Below are 21,636 nucleotides of genomic sequence, written 5' to 3' on the forward strand. Positions count from 1 at the left end.
CATAGCGTGAGGGAAACGCCCGGTTACATTCCGAACCCGGAAGCTAAGCCTCACAGCGCCGATGGTACTGCAGGGGGGACCCTGTGGGAGAGTAGGACGCCGCCGAACAATCTTTGGAGGACCCCTGGTCACCAGCGTTCAGCTGGGACCAGGGGTCCTTTTTTGTTTTTCCGAAGCGCGCCGGCTAGTCGGCTGCGCGAGAATACTTGCGGTACCGAAGACAGGAGTCACCCATGTCCACCAACTCTCCCGGCGACCGGCCGGAGCGCGACCAGCGGCGACGGGACAGTGGGGACCGCGGCGACCGCGGGGACCGCGGCGGCTTCCGCCGCGACAACGACCGTGGCGGCTTCCGTCGAGACGACCGCCGTGACGACCGGCGCGACGATCGTCGGGACGACCGACGCGACAGCGACCGGGGCGGATACGGCAGGCGCGACGGCGACCGCGACCGCGACCGCGGTGGGTTCCGCCGTGACGACCGGCGTGACGGGGACCGGGGTGGATTCCGTCGGCAGGACGACCGTGAACGGGGCTCGGAGCGAGGCTTCCGCCGTGACGACCGAGGGGACCGTCCTGCGTTCCGCCGTGACGACAGGCGTGATGAGCGTCGTGACGACCGCCGTGACGACAGGCGGGGCAACGACCGTGGAGGCTTCCGGCGCGATGACCGGCGGGACGGTGACCGAGCGGGGCACGGGCGGCGCGACGACCGTCCTTCGTTCCGCCGTGATGACCGCGGTGATCGAGGCGACCGTCCCTCGTTCCGCCGCGAGGAACGCGGCGACCGTGGTGAGCGCGGAGACCGGCCTTCGTACCGGCGTGACGACCGTGGCGAGCGTCCCTCTTTCCGGCGTGACGAGCGGCGTGACGACCGTCCCCCGTTCCGGCGCGACGACCGTGGTGAGCGTGGCGACCGGCCTTCGTACCGGCGTGACGACCGTGGCGACCGGCCTTCGTACCGGCGTGATGACCGTGGCGAGCGTCCCTCGTTCCGGCGTGACGAGCGGCGTGACGACCGTGGCGGCGACCGCCCGTCGTTCCGGCGTGACGACCGGCGTGACGACCGTGGCGACCGCCCGTCGTTCCGGCATGACGAGCGCCGCGATGACCGGCGTGACGATCGCCGAGGTGACCGCCGGGACGGTGAGCGCGGTGGGTTCCGCGGGCGGGACGAGCGCGGCGGGGGCGGATACCGGCGGGATGACCGTGGCGGTCGGCCGGGTGGCTTCCGTGGGCGTCCCGGGGAGGACCGGCGGGGTGGTGGACGGTTCCGTGACGACCGGGATCGAGACCGTGACCGGGATCGCGAGCCGATCAAGCGGCTTCCCATCCCCGAGGACGTCACCGGCGACGAGATCGACAAGGACGTAAGGCAGGAGCTGCAGAGCCTGCCCAAGACGCTGGCCGAGGACGTCGCCAAGAATCTGGTGATGGTCGCCCGCCTCATCGACGAGGACCCCGAGGGCGCCTACGGCTACTCCAGGGTGGCGCTGCGGCTTGCCTCGCGGGTCGCCGCCGTGCGGGAGGCGGCCGGGTTCGCGGCGTACGCCAGCCAGAAGTACGCGGAGGCGCTCGCGGAGTTCCGGGCCGCGCGGCGGATGACGGGCAGTGCGGAGCTGTGGCCGGTGATGGCCGACTGCGAGCGCGGACTCGGGCGGCCCGAGAAGGCGCTGGACATGGCCGGTGCCCCCGAGGTCAACAAGCTCGACAAGGCAGGGCAGGTCGAGATGCGGCTCGTGGCGGCCGGTGCTCGGCGCGACATGGGGCAGCTGGACGCGGCGATCGTGACGCTGCAGAGCTCGGAGCTGGCCTCCAGCGCCGTGCAGCCGTGGACGGCACGGCTGCGGTACGCGTACGCCGACGCGCTGCTGGCCGCCGGACGCAGTGGCGAGGCGCGGGAGTGGTTCGCCAAGGCCGTGGAGGCGGACCGGGACGGCAGCACGGACGCCTCGGACCGGCTGGCCGAGCTCGACGGCGTGGAGTTCGTCGACGCCCTCGACGACAGCGAGGGCGTCGGTGGCGCCACGACCGAGGAGCAGGGCGAGGAACAGGGACGGGAGAAGGACGAGAAGGACGAGAAGGGCGATGTGACGGACGAGGACTGATCGTCCGGATCCGACGCCAGGGGCGGGACCTCCCTCAGGGGGTTCCGCCCCTTCCTGCGTTCTAGAGGTCCATCGTGCGCAGGACCAGGCCCGACGCCGGTTTCGGGCCGAAGGAAGTCGACTTGCGCGGCATGGTGACACCCTGGCGTGCCAGGTCGCGGACGACCTCCTCGCGGACGGGATGCATCAGGACGGCGGTGCCGCCGTCGTGTTCCGCCTTGGCGACCGTGGCCGCCGTGTCGTGGATGTAGGCGATGCGGCTGGGGTCGTTCTCGGGGATGCGCCAGATGTGGGGGAGGAGCGTGGCGTGCAGGACCGTGGCGTCCAGGGTGCGCCAGGCGGCCGGGCGGTCGGCGGGGACGGTGCGCGCCAGGAGGGCCGGGTCGGGGCGGTCGACGAGGTGGAAGGCGCCGTCGCCGGCGAGGAGGAAGGCGTTGCCCTCGCGGGACGCGTCCGCCAGGGCCGCCAGGGCCTCCGGCAGCGAGACGCCGAGCCGGCGGACGCGGAACCGGTCCGCGACGGCGGCCAGGGCGTCGGCGACCGGGAGGCCGTGCAGGAGGCGGTGGATGGCGCGGACCCTCAGTGGGTAGCGGGCGGTGTCGACCAGCAGGACCAGGCCGTGGTCCCAGGGGCTGGGGGAGGGGTGCTCGGCGCGCAGCCGGCGGTAGGTCGCCCAGCGGTGGTGGCCGTCGGCGATCAGGGCCTGGTGGTGGGCGAGGTCCGCCTGGACGGCGGCCAGGTCCCGCGGGTCGGTGATCGACCAGAGGCGGTGGCAGTAGCCGTCGGCGGTGGTGGTGGACAGGAGGGGCGTGTGGCGGGCGGTGCGGTCGACGACGTCGGCGGCGGTGCCGTTGCCGCGGTAGGTCAGCAGCAGCGGTTCCAGGTTGGCGCGGGTGGCCCGCATGAGGGCGGCGCGGTCGGCGACGATGTGGGGCATCACGTCCTCATGGGGGAGGACGACGCCCTCGGCGGGGTCGGAGACGCGGAGCGTGCCGATGAGGCCCCGCTGCAGCAGGCCGTCGGTGTCCCGCTGCTCGTAGACGTAGAGGGCGGGCTCGGGGTCGCTGGTCAGCACACCCTCGCTGAGCCAGCGGCGCAGGGTGTCGGCGGCCTGTTCCCGGCCGGCGCTGGGCGAGCCGGCCTGGGGCAGGATGAGGCGGACGATGTTGTGGGGGTCCGCGTCCTGGAGGCGGTGCAGACCGTCGGGGCGGACGACGACGTCGTACGGCGGGGAGGTGACGGCGGCGAGGCTGCCGACCCGGTCGGGGTTGTAGCGCAGACCTCGGAACGGGATGAGTTCCATACCTCGGGGCGACGTTGCTTCCGAGTGACCCGCAGTGTTCATCAGGGCATCGTACGTGTGTCAGTGGTATGCGCGATGATCGGGGGAAAGCGAGCGAACGAGGAGCGATGTGCAATGAGCCAGGCCGTGAGGACGAGGCCCGCGGGCTGCGAGCAGGCCCTGAGCGAGGCGTACGACACGGCGCTGCTCGATCTGGACGGCGTGGTGTACGCGGGCGGGAGCGCCATCGTGCACGCCGTCGAGTCGCTGGCCGTCGCCCGGGAGGGCGGGATGCGGCTGGCGTACGTCACCAACAACGCGCTGCGCACGCCCGACGCCGTGGCGGAGCACCTGACGGAGCTGGGGATAGCGACCGGGGCCGATGACGTCATCACCTCGGCGCAGGCAGTCGCGCGGCTGATCGCCGAACAGGTGCCGGCGGGAGCGCGGGTGCTGGTGGTCGGCGGGGAGGGGCTGCGGGTCGCGCTGCGGGAGCGGGGGCTGGTGCCGGTCGAGTCGGCGGACGACGATCCGGCGGCCGTCGTCCAGGGGTACGGCGGGCCCGAGCTGCCGTGGGGGCGGTTCGCGGAGGCCGCGTACGCGGTGGCGCGCGGGGTGCCCTGGTTCGCCTCCAACACGGACCTGACGATTCCCAGCGGGCGGGGGATCGCGCCGGGGAACGGGGCCGCGGTGGAGGTGGTGCGGATCGCGACCGGGGCGGAGCCCCAGGTGGCGGGCAAGCCGTTGCCTCCGATGCACCGGGAGACGATCCTGCGTACGGGGGCCGAGCGGCCGCTGGTGGTGGGGGACCGGCTGGACACGGACATCGAGGGCGCGTTCAACGGGGGCGTCGACTCGCTGCTGGTACTGACCGGGGTGACCGACGGGGCGCGGTTGCTGGCCGCGCCGCCGCGGCATCGGCCGACGTATGTGGACCTGGATCTGCGGGGGCTGCTCGGTGGGCAGCCCGAAGTGACGGGTGTCGGCGGCGGGTTCGCGTGCGGGGGGTGGACCGCCACGGCTGGCGGGGAGCGGTTGGAGCTGGCGGGAGAGGGGGAGGTGGTGGACGGCCTGCGCGCGCTGTGTGCGGCGGCGTGGTCCGCGGCCGGTGACGGAGTGTGCGCGCTGGAGGGAGACAAGGCGTTGGCGCGGTTGGGGGTGTGAGCGGGGTACCGGCGGGACCGGGAGCCGGGTGCGCTGTGCGGCTGCCGGGTTGCCGCCACCCAGGGCCGGGCACTTGGCAGGGTAGGCTAACCTAACTGCGTGTTGGTCGACAGTGTTCTCGAACGGGGTGTGGAGCCGGCTTCCGGGCCGCCGGGGCGGCAGGCGGTGCGGGTTGCCGGACTGCTGGCGTCGCTGGGGCTTCTCGTGGCGGTCGCGGTGGCGAGTGTCGCCGTCGGGGCCAAGGAGCTGTCGGTCGCCCAGGTGTGGCACGGGGTGTTCGCGGACTCGGGGACCTACGGCGATGTCGTCGTGGGGGAGCGGCTGTCGCGGACCGTGCTCGGGCTGTTGGCCGGAGCCGCGCTGGGGCTTGCCGGGGCCGTGCTGCAGGCGCTCACCCGCAATCCGCTGGCCGACCCGGGGCTGCTCGGTATCAACGCCGGCGCGTCGGCCGCCGTCGTCACCGCCATCACCTTCTTCGGCGTCACCAGTCTGAACGGCTACGTGTGGTTCGCCTTCCTCGGTGCCGCCGCCGTGGGCGGGCTGGTGTGGTTCCTCGGCGGGAGCCGGGGCGCCACACCGGTGCGGCTGGCGCTGGCCGGTACCGCGATCAGCGCCGCGCTCTACGGCTATCTCCAGGCCGTGATGATCATGGATGACGCGGCGCTCGCGAGGATGCGCTTCTGGACGGTGGGTTCGCTGTCGTCGGCGACCGACGAGACGATCTGGCAGGTGCTGCCCTTCCTCGTGGCCGGTACCGTCCTCGCGCTGGTGCTCGCGCGCCCGCTGAACGCCATGGAGATGGGCGACGACACCGCCCGGTCGCTCGGCGCCGACCTGAACCGGACCAGGGCGCTGTCCATGCTCGCCGCCACCTTGCTGTGCGGGGCGGCGACCGCCGCCTGCGGGCCGATCGCGTTCGTCGGGCTGATGGTGCCGCACATCGTGCGCTCCTTCACCGGCCCCGACCTGCGCTGGATCATGCCGTACGCCGCCGTGCTGTCGCCGGTGCTGCTGCTGGGCGCCGATGTCATCGGCCGGGTGGTGGCCCGCCCGTCGGAGGTGCAGGTGGGCATCATCACCGCGATCATCGGCGGCCCGGTCTTCATCTTCCTCGTACGACGGCGAAGGACGGCCCAGCTGTGAGGACGAAGCCCGAGCCCGGGCCCAAGACCGGGCCCAAGACCGAGACCGCAACCGACACTACGACCCGAACCGACACCGCGACGGAGACGGAGGCCGAGACGGAAACCGAGACCGCGACGGAGACCGTGACGGAGACGGAGACGGAGACCGAGACGGAGACCGAGACCACGGGCAGGAGCACCGCTTCAACCGGGACCGATGCCGCGCCCCGCGCCCCGCGCGCGCTGCGCACCCCCGGCGGGCTGTCCGTCCGGCTCGACGTGCGGGCGCTGGCCGTCGTCGTGCTGCTGCTGGGGGCCGCGCTCGCCGCGAGCGTGGTGCTGATCGGCACCGGCGACTACCCGATCCCGGCCGGTGACGTGCTCAGGACGCTGTTCGGGGAGGGGACGCAGGGCCAGGAGTTCATCGTCACCGAGCTGCGGCTGCCGCGCGTTCTGGTCGGCCTGCTGGTCGGTGCGTCGCTGGGGCTCGGCGGGGCGCTGTTCCAGGCCGTGTCGCGCAATCCGCTGGGCAGCCCGGACGTGCTGGGGCTCGGCCAGGGTGCGACGGCCGGCGCGCTGGTCGTCATCGTGCTGTTCTCCGGGGACGCTGAAGCGGTGACCGCGGGGGCGCTCGTGGGTGGCCTGGTCACCGGCGCCGCCCTCTACCTGCTCGCCTGGAAGCAGGGCGTGCACGGCTACCGGCTGGTCCTGGTCGGTGTCGGTGTCATGGCGATCGCGACCGCCGTCAACGGCTACCTGATCACCAAGGCCGACCTGGTCGACGCGGCCCGCGCGGTGGTGTGGATGACCGGGACCCTCGACGGCCGGGACTGGAAGCAGGTCTGGCCGCTGCTCGCCCTGTTCTGCGTCCTCGTCCCGCTCGTCCTCGGCAACGCGCGCGGGCTGCGGATGATGGAGATGGGCGACGACGTCTCGTACGCGCTGGGCGTGCGGGTGGAGCGGGTACGGATGCTGCTGATGGTCTGCGCCGTCCTGCTCACCGCGACCGCGACCGCGGCCGCCGGCCCCGTCAGCTTCGTGGCCCTCACGGCGCCGCAGCTCGCCCGGCGCCTGACCCGCTCGCCGGGTCCCAACCTGGTGCCCGCCCTGTGCATGGGCGCGGCGCTGCTGGTCACCGCCGACTGGGCGGCGCAGCGGCTCTTCGGCGACGGACAACTGCCCGTCGGCGTGGTCACCGGCGTCCTCGGCGGCGTCTACCTGCTGTGGCTGCTGGTCACCGAGCGCAGGGCGGGCCGCATATGAGGTCCCCCGCGCACCGGGACGCCCCGAGGAGCCAGAACACCCCAAGGAGCACCGTGAACCGCCTCTGCGCAGACGACGTCACCCTCGCCTACGACCGCAGGGTCATCGCCGAGCACCTTTCGGTGGAGATCCCGGACCGCTCCTTCACCGTGATCGTCGGTCCGAACGCGTGCGGCAAGTCGACGCTGCTGCGGGCGCTGTCGCGGATGCTGAAGCCGTCCGAGGGCCGGGTCCTGCTGGACGGGCAGGCCATTCAGTCGATGCCGGCGAAGAAGGTGGCGCGGACGCTGGGTCTGCTGCCGCAGTCGTCCGTCGCGCCGGACGGCATCACCGTCGCCGACCTCGTCGGCCGCGGCCGCTACCCGCACCAGGGCGTCCTGCGGCAGTGGTCGGCCGAGGACGAGCAGGTCGTGCGGGATTCGATGGCGCGGACCGGCGTGGCCGAGCTGGCCGACCGCTACGTCGACGAGCTCTCCGGCGGTCAGCGCCAGCGCGTGTGGATCGCCATGGCGCTGGCCCAGCAGACACCGTTGCTGCTGCTCGACGAGCCGACGACCTACCTGGACATCCAGCACCAGATCGACGTCCTCGACCTCTGCGCCGACCTGCACGAGGAGCAGGGGCGGACGCTGGTGGCCGTCCTGCACGACCTGAACCACGCCGCCCGGTACGCCACCCATCTCATCGCGCTGAAGGGTGGCGAGGTGATCGCGCAGGGCGCGCCGAGCGACATCGTCACGGCGGAGCTGGTCGAGGAGGTCTTCACCCTGCGCTGCCAGGTGATCGACGACCCCGAGACGGGGACCCCGCTGGTGGTGCCCGCGGCCCGCAGGGCGCGCGCGGCCGTCACGGCGGGCGCTACAGGAGCTTCCTGAGGACGAACAGATCGCGCAGGCCCGCGTGCAGCCTGACCCGGCCCGAGCCCCACGCCCTGGCGAAGTGCAGTTCGCCGTCGACCAGGGCCACGAGGTCGTCGCCGGTCATGGCCAGCCGGATCTGCGCCTTCTCGCGCGGGGTGCCCGAAACGGTGTCGTCCACCCTGATCCGGCCGCCCGTCATCCTGCCGACGAAGGTGACGTCCAGGTCGGTGAGGTGACAGCTCACCGAGCGTTCCAGGGCGGCGGCGGCGCCGAGGTCGCCCTCGGCGCGGGCCATCTGGTCCGAAAGCTGTGCGAGTGCGGTACGGCACTCCTCGATCGTCGCCATCGTGAGCGACGGTACCGCAGCGGTTCGAGGTAGCGTCTGGGCATGAGCGACACGGTTGTGGAGACGGACCCGCCCGAGGTGCCGCAGCCCGAGGCGTCGGAGTCCGAGGCGCAGGAGTCCGAGGCGTCGGAGTTCGAGGCGTCGGAGTCCGAGGCGCAGGAGCCGGTGGCCGACCCCGCGGCCCCGGCCCCGCTGGACGTCCCCCGTACCCCCACCGGCAATGCCGAGGTCGACGCCCGGCTGGCGCGGCTGGCCGACGCCGACCACCTCGCCACCGACGGGCACGTCGAGGTGTACGAGGATGTGCACCGGGGGCTGCGCGACGCGCTCACCGCGCTCGACGCCCGCCCGGGACCTCCGGCGCCCCCGACCTCTTTCCCGGCGGCGTCCTCGCCGTCATACCAGAGCAGGAGCTGAACCGAACGTGGCAGGAGTCGCACGTCGTCGTCTGGACGCGGAGCTGGTGCGCCGGAAGCTCGCGCGCTCGCGGGAGCATGCCGGCCAGCTGATCGCCGCCGGGCGGGTCACCGTCGGCAAGACCGTCGCGACCAAGTCGGCCACCCAGGTGGAGACCGCGGCGGCGATCGTCGTGGCGGCCGACGACAGCGATCCCGAGTACGTCTCGCGCGGCGGGCACAAGCTCGCCGGCGCGCTGCAGGCGTTCGTGCCGCGGGGGCTCGTCGTCGAAGGGCGGCGGGCGCTGGACGCCGGGGCGTCCACCGGCGGGTTCACCGATGTGCTGCTGCGGGCGGGAGCCGCGCACGTCGTCGCCGTCGACGTCGGATACGGACAACTCGCCTGGTCCCTGCGCAGCGATGAACGCGTCACCGTCAAGGACCGTACGAACGTACGCGAGTTGACGCTTGAGGCGATCGATGGGAAACCTGTGGATCTTGTCGTGGGCGACTTGTCCTTCATCCCGCTCGGGCTGGTGCTGCCGGCCCTGGCGCGGTGCACCAGGCCGGACGCCGACCTGGTGATGATGGTCAAGCCGCAGTTCGAGGTGGGCAAGGAGCGGCTGGGCAGCGGGGGCGTGGTACGCAGCCCCGAGCTGCGGGCCGAGGCCGTGCGGGGCGTGGCCGCGAAGGCGTGGGAGCTGGGGCTCGGGGTGAAGGGGGTCACCGCCAGTCCGCTGCCCGGGCCGTCCGGGAACGTCGAGTACTTTCTGTGGCTGCGGGCCGGGGCACCGGAACCGGACCCGGCCGACGTTGACCGTGCAGTGGCGGAGGGGCCGCGTTGACACAGAACCGAGGTCGTACAGTTTTCCTGCTCGCCCACACCGGCCGGCCTGCGGCCATCCGCAGCGCCGAGCTGGTGGTGAAGGGGCTGCTGCGGTCCGGGATCGGCGTGCGCGTCCTGGAGTACGAGGCCGCCGACCTGCCGCTGCCGGACGAGGTGCAGCTGGTCAAGGAGGCCACCCCGCAGTGCCTCGACGGGTGCGAGCTGCTGATCGTCCTCGGCGGCGACGGGACACTGCTGCGGGGCGCGGAGTTCGCGCGGGCGTCCGGGGTGCCGATGCTCGGCGTCAACCTGGGGCGCGTCGGGTTCCTCGCGGAGGCCGAGCGGGACGACCTCGACAAGGTCGTGGACCGGGTGGTGTCCCGGGCCTACGAGGTCGAGGAGCGGATGACGGTCGACGTCGTCGTGCACCGCAACGGGGACATCGTGCACACCGACTGGGCGCTCAACGAGGCGGCCGTGCAGAAGGCCGGCGCCGAGAAGCTGCTCGAAGTGGTGCTGGAGATCGACGGGCGGCCGGTGACCGGCTTCGGGTGCGACGGCATCGTGCTGTCGACGCCCACCGGGTCCACGGCGTACGCGTTCTCCGCCGGCGGGCCGGTGGTGTGGCCCGAGGTGGAGGCGCTGCTGATGGTGCCGATCAGCGCGCACGCGCTGTTCGCCAAGCCGCTCGTGACCTCGCCGGACTCGGTGCTGGCGGTGGAACTGCTGCCGCACATCCCGCCGGGGGTGCTGTGGTGCGACGGACGGCGGACGTTCGACCTGCCGCCCGGGGCCCGGGTGGAGGTCCGGCGGGGGGCGGTGCCGGTGCGGCTCGCCCGGCTGCACCACGCGTCGTTCACGGACCGGCTGGTCGCGAAGTTCGCCCTGCCCGTGTCCGGGTGGCGAGGCGCCCCGCACTAGCGGCTCGCGGGTGGGCCACTCGCCCGGGTGACAAGGGCACCTCGCACTTCGCCGACCGGACCTCGTAAGGTCTTCCCCGTGCTGGAAGAGATGCGGATACGGTCCCTCGGAGTCATCGACGACGCCGTCGTCGAGTTGTCACCCGGGTTCACCGCCGTCACCGGTGAGACGGGTGCGGGCAAGACCATGGTGGTCACCAGCCTGGGGTTGCTGCTGGGCGGGCGCGCCGACCCCGCGCTGGTGCGGATCGGGGCCGGGAAGGCGGTCGTCGAGGGCCGGATCAGTGTGCCCGCGGACTCGTCGGCCGTGGTCCGGGCCGAGGAGGCCGGGGCCGACCTCGACGACGGGGCGCTGCTGATCAGCCGTACCGTTTCCGCCGAGGGGCGGTCGCGGGCGCATGTCGGCGGCCGGTCGGTGCCGGTGGGCGTGCTCGCCGAGCTGGCCGACGAGCTGGTGGCCGTGCACGGGCAGACCGACCAGCAGGGACTGCTGAAGCTGAACCGGCAGCGGCAGGCGCTGGACCGGTATGCGGGAGACGCGGTCGCTGTGCCGCTCGCCAAGTACACCGAGGCCTACCGGCGGCTGCGGGCCGTCTCCGCCGAGCTGGAGGAGATCACCACGCGCGCGCGTGAGCGGGCGCAGGAGGCCGACATGCTGCGCTTCGGCCTCGACGAGATCGCCGCCGTCGAGCCGCGGGCCGGTGAGGACGGGGAACTGGCCGAGGAGGCCGAGCGGCTCGGGCACGCGGAGGCGCTGTCGTCAGCGGCGTCGGCAGCGCACGCCGCGCTGGCGGGCAACCCCGAGGATCCCGAGGGCATCGACGCGGCCACGCTCGTCGCGGGTGCCCAGCGGGCCCTGGAGGCCGTACGGTCGCACGACCCGGCGCTGGCCGCGCTCGCCGACCGGATCGGCGAGATCGGCATCCTCCTCGGCGACGTGGCCGGTGAGCTGGCGGGCTACGCCGACGATCTGGACGCCGATCCGCTGCGGCTGGCGGCCGTCGAGGAGCGGCGGGCGGCGCTGACCGGGCTGACCCGCAAGTACGGTGAGGACGTCACCGCCGTGCTCGCGTGGGCCGAGCGGAGCGCCGCGCGCCTGACCGAACTGGACTCCGACGACGAGCGGCTCGACGAGCTGACCGTCGAACGGGACGCGCTCCGTGCCGAACTGGGCGGACTCGCGCAGGCGTTGACCGACGCGCGCACCGAGGCGGCCGAGCGGTTCGCGGCCGCCGTGACCGCCGAACTGGCCTCACTGGCGATGCCGCACGCGCGCGTGTCCTTCGCGATCCGGCAGACGGAGGACCCCGAGGGCGTGGAGGTCGGCGGGCGCGCGGTGGCGTACGGGCCGTCGGGTGCCGACGAAGTCGAACTGCTGCTGGCCCCGCACCCGGGGGCGCCGCCCCGGCCGATCGCCAAGGGCGCCTCCGGCGGTGAGCTCTCGCGCGTGATGCTGGCCGTGGAGGTCGTATTCGCGGGCACGGACCCGGTGCCGACGTACCTGTTCGACGAGGTGGACGCCGGGGTCGGCGGCAAGGCCGCGGTCGAGATCGGGCGCCGCCTGGCCCGGCTCGCCAAGAGCGCGCAGGTCGTAGTCGTCACCCACCTTCCGCAGGTGGCCGCCTTCGCCGACCGGCAGCTGCTGGTGGAGAAGACCGACGACGGGTCGGTCACCCGGTCCGGGGTGAAGGCCCTGGAGGGGGAGGAGCGGGTCCGGGAGCTGTCCCGGATGCTCGCCGGGCAGGAGGACTCCGAGACCGCGCGGGCCCACGCGGAGGAACTGCTGGCGTCGGCGCGCGGCGACGGCTGAGACGGCAGCCGGCCGGGGTCCGCCTCGGGGATGATGCCGCCGCCGAAGACCAGCCCCGGCGGCGGCCGGGCCACGCGGGCTGCCGGGCCACGCGGGCTGCCGGGCCACGCGGGCCGGCGTCCGTTCGTACGTAACCGCACACCGTCACTCGTGTGGGTGACCCTGGGGCCCGGTCCGGCGGGCCTGTGGGCGTCCGGCGTCCCGGAACACCCGTGCGTGCTGGCATCCTTGACGCAGGGAGTACGTGTACGCGGAGGAACACCGCGCGGCCCGCTGCGCCGCCCGGTTCTTCGGTACGTTTCCTCGTGACCGTCCCACGCCTGAACCAGGAGCCCCGGCCGCGTGAGCCACGTGAGCAGCCCCGCCCCGCACGGCCGGTCGCCGCTGCGCACCGTACAGGTGCTGGGCGGCGGAAACGCCGGCAGCAGCGCCCATGTGCGCTCGCTGACCGCCGGGCTCGCCGCGCGGGGCGTGCGGGTGACGGTGTGCGCCCCTCACGATGCGGAACACGCCTACGACTTCACGGGCGCCGGCGCCGACCACGTCGCCGTGCCGCGCAGCAGCGACCCGGGTTCGGTCGCGGCCCTGCGGGCGGCCTGCGCGGACGCCGACCTGGTGCACGCGCACGGCCTGCACGCCTCCTTCCGGGCCGTCCTGGCGCTCAGCGGCAGGCGCACCCCCCTGGTCGTCACCTGGCACAACCGGGCGTACGCCGACGGCGCGCGCGCCCACCTGCTGCGCCTGCTGGAACGGCGGGTGGCCCGCACGGCGTCGGTGGTGCTCGGCACGTCCTCCGACCTGGTCGACCGGGCGCGGCGCACGGGCGCGCGGGACGCCCGGCTCGCGGCCGTGTCGCTGCCCGGACCGCGCCCGGCCGGGCCGCCCGGCGACCCCGGCCGGACGCGCTCCAAGGTGCGGGCCGAACTGGGCGCGGTCGAAAGGCCGTTGCTGATGTCTGTCGGCTCCCTGGACCGCCACCGGGGGTACGACGTACTGCTGGACGCCGCGCACCGGTGGTGTCGGCTGGACCCCGCGCCGCTGCTCGTCATCGCGGGGGAGGGGCCGCTGCGGCCCGCGCTGCAACGCCGTATCGAGGACGAGGAACTGCCGGTCCGGCTGCTCGGGCCGCGCGACGACGTCGGCGAGCTGGTCGCCGCCGCCGATCTCGCGCTGCTGCCCGGGGCCGGGGAGGCCCGGCCGGTGCTGGCGCAGGAGGCGTTGCACGCGCGCGTACCGCTGGTGGCAGCCCTGACAGGGTGCGTGCGCGAACTCGTCGGGGACGCCGCCGAACTGGTGCCGCGCGACGACCCCGGTGCTCTCGCCGACGCGGTCGTGCGGCTGCTCGGGAACCCCGTTCGCCGCGCGGCGCTGGGTGAGCTGGGAGCGCGGCAGGCGGCCACCTGGCCGACGGAGGACGAGACCGTGGCCCAGGTGCTCAGCGTCTACGACGAACTGACCCAGCCACGCCCCTGGGGATGAGCGGACGCGGGGCGGGCCGCGTCGCTACGGCACGTGCCGCCGTGCCCTCAGCGCCAGGCTCAGGGCCAGGACCGTCTGCGGGTCGTCCAGGTCGGTGCCCAGCAACTCGCCGATGCGGGCCAGGCGGTTGTAGAGCGTCTGGCGGTTGAGATGGAGTTCGCGGGCCGTCTCCGCCTTGCGGCCGGCGTGTGCGAGATAGGTCTCCAGCGTGGGCAGCAGGGGCGGCTTCGAGCGGCGGTCGTGGTCGCGGACCGGGCCGATCGCGCGGTCCACGAAGGCGGCCAGGTCGGGGTGGTCGCGCAGTCGCCACAGCAGCAGGTCGATGTCGAGCCGACGGGCGTCGTACCAGGGGCGGTCCGGCAGGCCCAGGGCCGCGGTCGCCGTCTCCGCCGCGTGGCGCAGTCCCGCGGAGGCAGCCGCCCAGCCGCCCGCGACCCCGACGACCACCACCGGCGGCGCTGCGCCCGGCCGCTGCATCCCGGCCCGTTCGACCCCGGCCCGCAGCGCCGCGGCGGCCCGGTCCGCGACCGCCGGGCGCTCCGACCCCGAGCGCAGTCCCAGCAGCAGGGGGACGCGGCCCTCCACCGGGCGCACCCCGAACAGCACCGGCAGGCCCACCGAGGTCAGCTCCTCCGCGACCGCCCGGGCCAGCACCGCCCAGCCTCCCCCGCGTTCGGACTCACTGCCGCGGGAGGTGCCCCCGGCGGGCGGGAGGACGTCGCCGAGGCGCATCACCACCGGCAGGATCGGGCTGTCGCCCGGCTTGAAGCCGAGCACCCGGGCCTGCGCCGGGGCGTCCCCGGCGGCGATCCGGCCCTCGGCCAGGTCGGTGAGGAAGTCGCCCCGGCCGCGCGCCGCCAGCTCCTCCTCCTGACGGGCGTGCATGAGGACCACGGCGAGGATCCCGGCCGCGCGTTCGGCCGCGATGCGGTGCACCGGGGCGAGCGGGGCGCGCACGGGGAGCAGGACCAGGCGGGCGCGCACCGAGCCCGGGCCCGGGCCCCCGCCGGGCACGTCCACCAGCACCGAGCCCGCCGGCGGTGGCGCGTCCTTGTGCGGTCCGCGCATCCCCTCCCACACCTGCAGCGGATCCGCGCCCTCGGGCCCGGCCCCGGCGGCGTACAGGAGCCGGCCGTCGGTGGTCTCCAGGAACACCGGATTGCCGCCGAAGTCGGCCAGGATGCCCAGCACCTGGGGGATTCCGCCGCCGCCCAGCAGGGCCTCGGTGCACCGCCGGTGCACCTCCTCCGCGCGCTGCAGCAGCGCGTAGTGGCCGTTGACGATCTCGGTGTGGATCTCCTCGGTCACCGTCACGAACGGCACCTCGCGGTGCAGCTGGACCAGCGGCAGCCCGGTGGAGCGGGCTGTGTCCACCAGGGCCGACGGCAGCCGGGTGAAGCGCGGCCCCAGTTCGATCACCAGGGCGGCGATGCCCCGCTCGGCCAGGGTGCGCACGAACGCCCGCTGCTCGGCGGGGCGGGTACCCAGACCGTAACCCGTGGTCAGCAGCAGTTCGCCGCCCTTGAGCAGGGACGCGATGTGGGGGACCTCGCCCGCGTGCACCCAGCGCACGGTCCGGTCCAGCCGCTCCTCGCCCGCGAGGATCTCGGGCAGGCCGCTGCGCAGGCCGGGCAGCTCCAGGGCACGTCGGACGGTGATCCCGGCGCCCTGGCTGTCGAATCGGTGGTCCGTGCGGCTGTCCATGCAGCGGACGGTACCCGCGCGGGCGTTCCGGCGGCATCCGCGCGCGTGCCGGGGACGAGCGGCAGGACGCCGGACGGTCGCCGGCGCCCGTCGCCCGGCACCGCGTCGGCCGTCTCAGGCCGGCTTGATGTTGTGGTTGAAGCGGAAGACGTTGTCCGGGTCGTAGCGCCGCTTCACCTCGGCCAGCCGGCGGGTGTTCTCGGCGCCGATGCCGGCCACCACCCGGTCGGCGCCCTCGTCCCCGATGAAGTTGAGGTAGACCGCGCCGGTGCTCCACGGCCGCACGCCCGCCCGCACGTCCCGCACCCACCGCAGGCAGCGCTCGTCGTCGGCCGGGTCCTCCCACGTCGAGAACGGGTGCACCGCCCAGGGCGCGTCCCGGTACGGCATCGGGAATTCGTGCGGCCCGGCGGCGATCGCGCCGCCCTGCGGGAACAGCACGTGCTGGGTGCCGGTCGGCACGGGCAGGGTGTCCGCCAGGGCGCCGAAGGCGTCCAGGAAGTCGTCCGGGGCGCCGGACAGGTACTCCGCCGACCAGTAGTTCCGCAGACCGGGCGGATCGTCCAGCATGCACTGGAAGTCGGCGTACGGCATCGCCCCGGCGATCTCCGCCTCGTGCGGCAGCGCCAGCAGCGGATCGGCCAGCCCGCGCAGGCCCGCCTCGCTGCCCGCGTACGTCACCAGCGCCGCGCAGACCAGCTTGCCGACCAGGTGCTCCGGGACGAACTCCTCGGGCGGGCCGGTCATGTACAGCACGCCGCCGCTCGCCTCGTCCGGTCCGGACTCCATGATCTGCCGGAAGATGCGCAGCACCTCGGGGCCGTACGCGGGGAGGTAGAGCAGCAGCGCGACGGCGAACGCGGGCAGTTCGTGCGCCCTGAGGGTGAGGGCGGTGGCGACGCCGAAGTTGCCGCCCCCGCCGTGCAGGGCCCAGAACAGCTCCGGGTTCTCCTCGGCGCTCGCGTGGACCCGGGAGCCGTCGGCGGTGACCAGCTCCACGTCGAGCAGGCTGTCGGAGGCGAGCCCGTACAGCCGGTCCAGCCAGCCCGTGCCGCCGCCCAGGACGAAGCCGCCGACACCGGTGGTGGAGACCCGGCCGCCCACCGCGGCGAGTCCGTACGGTTCGGTGGCCCGGTCCAGATGGCTCATCAAGGCGCCGCCCTGGACGCGGACCGCCCGGTCCTGCGGACGGACCGTCACCTGATGCATGCGGCGCAGGTCGACCACCACACCGCCGTCGTTGAGCGCCATGCCCGCCACGCTGTGCCCGCCGCCGCGCACCGCGATCGGCAGCTCCTGGTCACGGGCGAACCGCACGGTCCGGACGACATCGGTCTCGTTCGCGCACTGGGCGATCACCGCCGGTCGCCGGTCGATCATGCCGTTGTGGACGGTGCGGGCCTCGTCGTAGCCGGGGTCCCCCGGGGTGATCGCCTCGCCGGCCAGATCCTCGCGCAGTGCCGAGAGCGCCGCGCCCGCCTTGGTTGGGGAAGCCATGGCCGCCCCCCTTCCGAGAAGGGGTTCTTGTCCGCTTCCAGGCTAGACGGGTACGCGGGCGGCGGCCCGGTGGGACCGCCGCGCGTCACCGAATCGTCAGGGTCAGCCCCCGTACGCCCCCGAGGCCGTCAGCCGCAGGGCCGTGTCGATCAGCGGAACGTGACTGAACGCCTGCGGGAAGTTCCCGACCTGGCGCTGCAGTCCGGGGTCCCACTCCTCGGCGAGCAGACCGAGGTCGTTGCGCAGGGAGAGCAGCTTCTCGAACAGCCTGCGGGCCTCGTCCACCCGGCCGATCATCGCCAGGTCGTCCGCCATCCAGAACGAGCAGGCCAGGAACGCCCCTTCGTCGCCCGGCAGGCCGTCGACACCCTCGTCGTCGCCCTGCGTCGGATAGCGCAGGATGAACCCGTCCGGAGTGGACAGCTCGCGCTGGATCGCCTCGATGGTGCCGATGACGCGCTTGTCGTCGGGCGGAAGGAAACCCATCTGCGGGATCAGCAGCAGCGACGCGTCCAGCTCCTTCGAGCCGTACGACTGCGTGAAGGTGTTGCGCTCCTTGTCGTAGCCCTTCTCGCACACGTCCCGGTGGATGTCGTCGCGCAGTTCGCGCCACCGCTCCAGCGGACCGTCCGCGTCGCCGGACTCGATCAGCTTGATGGTGCGGTCCACCGCGACCCAGGCCATCACCTTGGAGTGCACGAAGTGGCGGCGCGGGCCGCGCACCTCCCAGATGCCCTCGTCCGGCTCGTCCCAGTGCTTCTCCAGGTAGCGGATCAGCTTCAGCTGCAGCAGCGAGGCGTAGTCGTTGCGGGCCAGGCCCGTCATGTGACCGAGGTGCAGGGCCTCGGTGACCTCGCCGTAGACGTCCAGCTGGAGCTGGTGCGCGGCGCCGTTGCCGACCCGGACCGGCGCGGAGTTCTCGTACCCGGGCAGCCAGTCCAGCTCCGCCTCGCCGAGTTCGCGCTCACCGGCGATGCCGTACATGATCTGCAGGTTCTCCGGGTCGCCCGCCACGGCCCGCAGCAGCCACTCGCGCCAGGCGCGGGCCTCCTCGCGGTAGCCGGTGCGCAGCAGCGAGGACAGGGTGATCGCCGCGTCCCGCAGCCAGGTGTAGCGGTAGTCCCAGTTGCGGACGCCGCCGATGTCCTCGGGCAGGGAGGTCGTCGGGGCCGCGACGATGCCGCCGGTCGGGGCGTACGTCAGGGCCTTCAGGGTGATCAGCGAGCGGACCACGGCCTCCCGGTACGGACCGTGGTAGGTGCAGTGCTCCACCCACTCGCGCCAGAACTCCTCGGTCGCCTCCAGCGACTGCTCCGGCTCCGGCAGCGGCGGCGGCTCCTTGTGGGAGGGCTGCCACGAGACGGTGAACGCGATCCGGTCACCCGGGGCCACCGTGAAGTCGGCGTACGTCGTCAGCTGCTTGCCGTAGGTCTCGCACTCGGTGTCGAACCACACCGAGTCCGGGCCCGCGACGGCGACCGTGCGGCCCTCGTGCTTGTGCACCCACGGCACCACCCGGCCGTACGAGAACCGCATCCGCAGCGTCGAACGCATCGGGACGCGCCCGGAGACGCCCTCGACGATGCGGATCAGCTGCGGGGCGCCGTCGCGCGGAGGCATGAAGTCGGTCACCCGGACGGTGCCGCGCGGGGTGTCCCACTCGGACTCCAGGACCAGCGAGTCGCCCCGGTAGGTGCGCCGGTCCGCGCGTGGCGGTTCGGATTCGGAGGCGTGCGCGGGCCCGAGGCGCCAGAAGCCGTGCTCCTCGGTGCCCAGCAGCCCGGCGAAGATCGCGTGCGAGTCGAAGCGGGGCAGACAGAGCCAGTCCACCGTCCCGTCACGGCAGACCAGGGCAGCGGTCTGCATGTCTCCGATGAGTGCGTAGTCCTCGATGCGCCCGGCCACGTGCAAACTCCAGTCGAACGGCCACGTCGCCCCACGTGCATGGGGCTGTCGCTAGTGCGGTCAGGGGGGTCGTTGTAATGCGTCGCTGAGCACCAACAATCATCGCTCAACGAACTGACGAGCTCTCGTTGTTCCGGGACGGACTGGCGGGGGTGTGCCGTAAGTGCCGGCCGGGCTCGGCAGCGAGTGTCCGAGCAGGATACGACGCACGTAGATGATCTGTGTGCCGCTCGGGGCAACGCGACTGAGCCGATCGGGTGAGCGAGGGGTGAGGGGCACGTGCCTGTGCGCACTTCTGTGTCGGCGTGTGTGCGGAGGGTGCGCGGGGTGTGGCCGGAAGCGGGCGCTCCTGGGCGCTGATACCCTGGTAGCCCGTGGACCGGTGGGTGAGAAACCCCCGACCGCACCCTCCAGACCGCGACCACGGGAGCCCCCTCTTGGCCATGCCGCCCGCTGCTTATCGCAACAGCACCGCCACGACGACCAAGCACATCTTCGTCACCGGGGGTGTCGCCTCCTCCCTGGGCAAGGGTCTGACCGCCTCCAGCCTCGGCATGCTGCTCAAGGCCCGTGGCCTGCGCGTCGTGATGCAGAAGCTCGACCCGTACCTGAACGTCGACCCGGGCACGATGAACCCCTTCCAGCACGGTGAGGTGTTCGTCACCAACGACGGCGCCGAGACCGACCTGGACATCGGCCACTACGAGCGGTTCCTCGACCGCGACCTCGACGGCTCCGCCAACGTCACCACCGGCCAGGTCTACTCGACCGTGATCGCCAAGGAGCGGCGCGGCGAGTACCTGGGCGACACCGTGCAGGTCATCCCGCACATCACCAACGAGATCAAGCACCGCATCCGGCGGATGGCGACCGACGAGGTCGACGTCGTCATCACGGAGGTCGGCGGCACGGTCGGCGACATCGAGTCGCTGCCCTTCCTGGAGACCGTCCGCCAGGTCCGCCACGAGGTCGGCCGGGACAACGTCTTCGTGGTCCACATCTCGCTCCTTCCCTACATCGGCCCGTCCGGTGAGCTGAAGACCAAGCCGACCCAGCACTCCGTCGCCGCGCTGCGCAACATCGGTATCCAGCCGGACGCGATCGTGCTGCGCTGCGACCGCGAGGTGCCGACCGCGATCAAGCGGAAGATCTCGCTCATGTGCGACGTCGACGAGGCCGCCGTGGTGGCCTGCCCCGACGCGCGGTCCATCTACGACATCCCGAAGACCGTCCACGGCGAGGGCCTGGACGCCTACGTCGTGCGCAAGCTGGACCTGCCGTTCCGCGACGTGGACTGGACGACCTGGGACGACCTGCTCGACCGCGTCCACAACCCGGACCACGAGATCACCCTCGCCCTGGTCGGCAAGTACATCGACCTGCCCGACGCCTACCTCTCGGTCACCGAGGCGCTGCGCGCCGGCGGCTTCGCCAACCGGGCCCGCGTGAAGATCAAGTGGGTCACCTCCGACGACTGCAAGACCCCGGCCGACGCCAAGTCCCAGCTCGCCGACGTCGACGGCATCTGCATCCCGGGCGGCTTCGGCGACCGCGGGGTGCTCGGCAAGGTCGGCGCGATCCGCTATGCCCGCGAGAACAAGATCCCGCTGCTCGGCCTCTGCCTCGGCCTGCAGTGCATCGTGATCGAGGCCGCCCGCAACCTGGCCGACATCTCCGACGCCAACTCCACCGAGTTCGACCCGGCGACCGCCCACCCGGTGATCTCCACCATGGCCGAGCAACTGGACATCGTCGCCGGTGAGGGCGACATGGGCGGCACGATGCGGCTGGGCATGTACCCGGCCAAGCTGGCCGAGGGGTCCATCGTGCGCGAGGTGTACGACGGCAAGGAGTACGTCGAGGAGCGGCACCGCCACCGGTACGAGGTGAACAACGCCTACCGGGCCGAGCTGGAGAAGAAGGCGGGCATCCTGTTCTCCGGCACCTCCCCGGACGGCAAGCTCGTCGAGTACGTGGAGTACCCGCGCGACGTCCACCCGTACCTGGTCGCCACGCAGGCCCACCCCGAGCTGCGCTCGCGGCCCACGCGGCCGCACCCGCTGTTCGCCGGGCTGGTGAAGGCGGCGGTCGAGCGGAAGATCGCCGAGTAGGCCGAGTAGAACGTCCGGCGGATCTTCCAGGAGATCTCCGAGTGACACGTCAGTTGTACGGTGGCCGGGGCGCGCGCATTCAATGCTGCGGGCCCCGGCCGCATTTCTGCACGTGGAAGGACTGGCATGACGATCAAGGACGCCGCCGAGGAGTGGGAGATCCGGGGGACCGAGATGCCGTTCCGGGGAGCCAAGACCTCCGTCCGCACCGACGAGGTGGTCATGCCCGACGGCTCCGTGGCCCGGCGCGACTACCAGGTCCACCCGGGGTCGGTCGCCGCGCTCGCGCTCGACGACGAGGACCGGGTGGTCGTCATCCGGCAGTACCGGCACCCGGTGCGGCAGAAGCTGTGGGAGATCCCGGCCGGGCTGCTCGACGTGCCCGGGGAGAACCCGCTGCACGCCGCCCAGCGCGAGCTGTACGAGGAGGCGCACGTCAAGGCCGAGGACTGGCGGGTGCTGACCGATGTGTACACCACCCCCGGCGGCTGCGACGAGGCGGTGCGGATCTTCCTCGCGCGGGGGCTGTCGGCGGCGGACGGGCGGCCGTTCGAGGCGGAGCACGAGGAGATCGAGCTGGAGTCGGCCCGGGTACCGGTGAGCGAGCTGGTGCGCGGGGTGCTCGCGGGGGAGCTGCACAACAACTGTCTCGTGGTGGGTGTGCTGGCGCTGGTGGCCGCCCGGGAGGGCGACGGCCTGGACGCGCTGCGCCCCGCCGAGGCCCCCTGGCCGGCCCGGCCCTTCGAGGCCTAGGGACTCTCCCGGCGGGCCCGCCCGGCCCGGCCCCGAAGGTCGCGCCCGGCACCGCCCGGCCCCGACGGTCGCGCCCGGCCCCGCCCGGC

General features: G+C 73.2%; 17 protein-coding genes, 1 rRNA gene and 1 pseudogene. 14 read left to right on the forward strand and 5 right to left on the reverse strand.

The genetic code is table 11. The annotated features are described in order from the left end of the window. From rrf to ACSLTV_RS26975, 3 genes and pseudogenes are all read left to right on the forward strand, one after another. Nucleotides 1–108: ribosomal RNA gene (rrf, locus tag ACSLTV_RS26965) — 5S ribosomal RNA — on the forward strand; the annotation flags it as partial. Nucleotides 109–386: 278 nt separating this feature from the next. Continuing rightward, a pseudogene (locus tag ACSLTV_RS26970) lies at nt 387–932 on the forward strand (DEAD/DEAH box helicase); the annotation flags it as partial. 501 nt (nt 933–1,433) lie between these two features. Continuing rightward, a complete protein-coding gene (locus ACSLTV_RS26975; protein ID WP_432138589.1) occupies nt 1,434–2,108 on the forward strand; it encodes a tetratricopeptide repeat protein in 675 nt (224 codons plus the stop codon). A 61-nt stretch (nt 2,109–2,169) separates the two neighbouring features. On the opposite strand, the gene ACSLTV_RS26980 is transcribed toward ACSLTV_RS26975, so the two are convergent. Further along, nucleotides 2,170–3,453 carry a DUF1015 domain-containing protein gene (locus ACSLTV_RS26980; protein WP_432155636.1) on the reverse strand — a complete coding sequence of 428 codons (1,284 nt, stop codon included), beginning with the start codon at nt 3,451–3,453 and terminating at the stop codon, nt 2,170–2,172. A 72-nt stretch (nt 3,454–3,525) separates the two neighbouring features. Between ACSLTV_RS26980 and ACSLTV_RS26985 the strand changes: the two genes are divergently transcribed. The 4 genes from ACSLTV_RS26985 to ACSLTV_RS27000 all read left to right on the forward strand — a co-directional run bounded on the left by ACSLTV_RS26985 (nt 3,526) and on the right by ACSLTV_RS27000 (nt 7,816). Then, nucleotides 3,526–4,554 carry an HAD-IIA family hydrolase gene (locus tag ACSLTV_RS26985; RefSeq protein WP_432138582.1) on the forward strand — a complete coding sequence of 343 codons (1,029 nt, stop codon included), beginning with the start codon at nt 3,526–3,528 and terminating at the stop codon, nt 4,552–4,554. Between the two features lie 99 nt (nt 4,555–4,653). Next, nucleotides 4,654–5,697, forward strand: coding sequence for a FecCD family ABC transporter permease (locus tag ACSLTV_RS26990; protein ID WP_435613031.1), 1,044 nt, complete (start codon nt 4,654–4,656; stop codon nt 5,695–5,697). Nucleotides 5,698–5,921: 224 nt separating this feature from the next. After that, on the forward strand, nt 5,922–6,941 hold the full coding sequence (locus ACSLTV_RS26995) for a FecCD family ABC transporter permease (RefSeq protein ID WP_432138588.1): 1,020 nt from the start codon (nt 5,922–5,924) through the stop codon (nt 6,939–6,941). Then, entirely contained in the window at nt 6,938–7,816 is an 879-nt protein-coding gene (locus ACSLTV_RS27000; protein WP_432155638.1) for an ABC transporter ATP-binding protein, read from the forward strand. Before ACSLTV_RS26995 ends, ACSLTV_RS27000 begins: the two co-directional genes overlap by 4 nt. On the opposite strand, the gene ACSLTV_RS27005 is transcribed toward ACSLTV_RS27000, so the two are convergent. Continuing rightward, nucleotides 7,800–8,147 carry a sterol-binding protein gene (locus tag ACSLTV_RS27005; RefSeq protein WP_432138579.1) on the reverse strand — a complete coding sequence of 116 codons (348 nt, stop codon included), beginning with the start codon at nt 8,145–8,147 and terminating at the stop codon, nt 7,800–7,802. The genes ACSLTV_RS27000 and ACSLTV_RS27005 overlap by 17 nt on opposite strands. 42 nt (nt 8,148–8,189) lie before the next feature. Here ACSLTV_RS27005 and ACSLTV_RS27010 point away from each other — a divergent pair, with 42 nt between their 5' ends. From ACSLTV_RS27010 to ACSLTV_RS27030, 5 genes are all read left to right on the forward strand, one after another. Continuing rightward, nucleotides 8,190–8,564 (forward strand): hypothetical protein, encoded by a 375-nt coding sequence (locus tag ACSLTV_RS27010; RefSeq protein ID WP_432138578.1) that lies wholly within the window; start codon nt 8,190–8,192, stop codon nt 8,562–8,564. Nucleotides 8,565–8,571: 7 nt separating this feature from the next. Further along, nucleotides 8,572–9,387, forward strand: coding sequence for a TlyA family RNA methyltransferase (locus ACSLTV_RS27015; protein WP_432138577.1), 816 nt, complete (start codon nt 8,572–8,574; stop codon nt 9,385–9,387). Further along, on the forward strand, nt 9,384–10,289 hold the full coding sequence (locus ACSLTV_RS27020) for an NAD kinase (RefSeq protein WP_432138576.1): 906 nt from the start codon (nt 9,384–9,386) through the stop codon (nt 10,287–10,289). Before ACSLTV_RS27015 ends, ACSLTV_RS27020 begins: the two co-directional genes overlap by 4 nt. A 90-nt stretch (nt 10,290–10,379) precedes the next feature. Further along, entirely contained in the window at nt 10,380–12,098 is a 1,719-nt protein-coding gene (gene recN / locus ACSLTV_RS27025) for a DNA repair protein RecN (protein WP_435613049.1), read from the forward strand. Between the two features lie 342 nt (nt 12,099–12,440). After that, the gene (locus tag ACSLTV_RS27030; protein WP_432155639.1) at nt 12,441–13,577 is read left to right on the forward strand and encodes a glycosyltransferase family 4 protein; all 1,137 of its coding nucleotides are present in this window, start codon (nt 12,441–12,443) and stop codon (nt 13,575–13,577) included. Between the two features lie 24 nt (nt 13,578–13,601). Here the strand turns inward: ACSLTV_RS27030 and ACSLTV_RS27035 are convergent, their stop codons facing one another. From ACSLTV_RS27035 to ACSLTV_RS27045, 3 genes are all read right to left on the reverse strand, one after another. Then, nucleotides 13,602–15,281, reverse strand: a complete 1,680-nt coding sequence (locus ACSLTV_RS27035) for a PucR family transcriptional regulator (RefSeq protein ID WP_432138574.1) — start codon at nt 15,279–15,281, stop codon at nt 13,602–13,604. Between the two features lie 114 nt (nt 15,282–15,395). After that, nucleotides 15,396–16,778 carry an FAD-binding oxidoreductase gene (locus tag ACSLTV_RS27040; RefSeq protein ID WP_435613032.1) on the reverse strand — a complete coding sequence of 461 codons (1,383 nt, stop codon included), beginning with the start codon at nt 16,776–16,778 and terminating at the stop codon, nt 15,396–15,398. 102 nt (nt 16,779–16,880) lie between these two features. After that, nucleotides 16,881–18,683, reverse strand: coding sequence for a glycoside hydrolase family 15 protein (locus tag ACSLTV_RS27045; protein ID WP_432138572.1), 1,803 nt, complete (start codon nt 18,681–18,683; stop codon nt 16,881–16,883). A 443-nt stretch (nt 18,684–19,126) separates the two neighbouring features. Between ACSLTV_RS27045 and ACSLTV_RS27050 the strand changes: the two genes are divergently transcribed. Continuing rightward, the gene (locus ACSLTV_RS27050; protein ID WP_432138586.1) at nt 19,127–20,794 is read left to right on the forward strand and encodes a CTP synthase; all 1,668 of its coding nucleotides are present in this window, start codon (nt 19,127–19,129) and stop codon (nt 20,792–20,794) included. Between the two features lie 126 nt (nt 20,795–20,920). After that, the gene (locus ACSLTV_RS27055) at nt 20,921–21,547 is read left to right on the forward strand and encodes an NUDIX domain-containing protein (RefSeq protein WP_435613033.1); all 627 of its coding nucleotides are present in this window, start codon (nt 20,921–20,923) and stop codon (nt 21,545–21,547) included. The last annotated feature ends 89 nt before the right edge of the window (nt 21,548–21,636 follow it).

It is taken from the genome of Streptomyces sp. bgisy159 (genome assembly GCF_965341775.1).
GTDB lineage: Bacteria > Actinomycetota > Actinomycetes > Streptomycetales > Streptomycetaceae > Streptomyces.

Coding starts and splice junctions, on each gene's coding strand:
- ACSLTV_RS27010 (WP_432138578.1), top strand. CDS start 8,190: ATGAGCGACACGGTTGTGGAGACGGACCCGCCCGAGGTGCCGCAGCCC.
- ACSLTV_RS27005 (WP_432138579.1), bottom strand. CDS start 8,147: ATGGCGACGATCGAGGAGTGCCGTACCGCACTCGCACAGCTTTCGGAC.
- ACSLTV_RS26980 (WP_432155636.1), bottom strand. CDS start 3,453: ATGAACACTGCGGGTCACTCGGAAGCAACGTCGCCCCGAGGTATGGAA.
- recN (WP_435613049.1), top strand. CDS start 10,380: ATGCGGATACGGTCCCTCGGAGTCATCGACGACGCCGTCGTCGAGTTG.
- ACSLTV_RS27000 (WP_432155638.1), top strand. CDS start 6,938: ATGAGGTCCCCCGCGCACCGGGACGCCCCGAGGAGCCAGAACACCCCA.
- ACSLTV_RS27050 (WP_432138586.1), top strand. CDS start 19,127: ATGCCGCCCGCTGCTTATCGCAACAGCACCGCCACGACGACCAAGCAC.
- ACSLTV_RS27040 (WP_435613032.1), bottom strand. CDS start 16,778: ATGGCTTCCCCAACCAAGGCGGGCGCGGCGCTCTCGGCACTGCGCGAG.
- ACSLTV_RS26985 (WP_432138582.1), top strand. CDS start 3,526: ATGAGCCAGGCCGTGAGGACGAGGCCCGCGGGCTGCGAGCAGGCCCTG.
- ACSLTV_RS27055 (WP_435613033.1), top strand. CDS start 20,921: ATGACGATCAAGGACGCCGCCGAGGAGTGGGAGATCCGGGGGACCGAG.
- ACSLTV_RS27035 (WP_432138574.1), bottom strand. CDS start 15,281: ATGGACAGCCGCACGGACCACCGATTCGACAGCCAGGGCGCCGGGATC.
- ACSLTV_RS26975 (WP_432138589.1), top strand. CDS start 1,434: ATGGTCGCCCGCCTCATCGACGAGGACCCCGAGGGCGCCTACGGCTAC.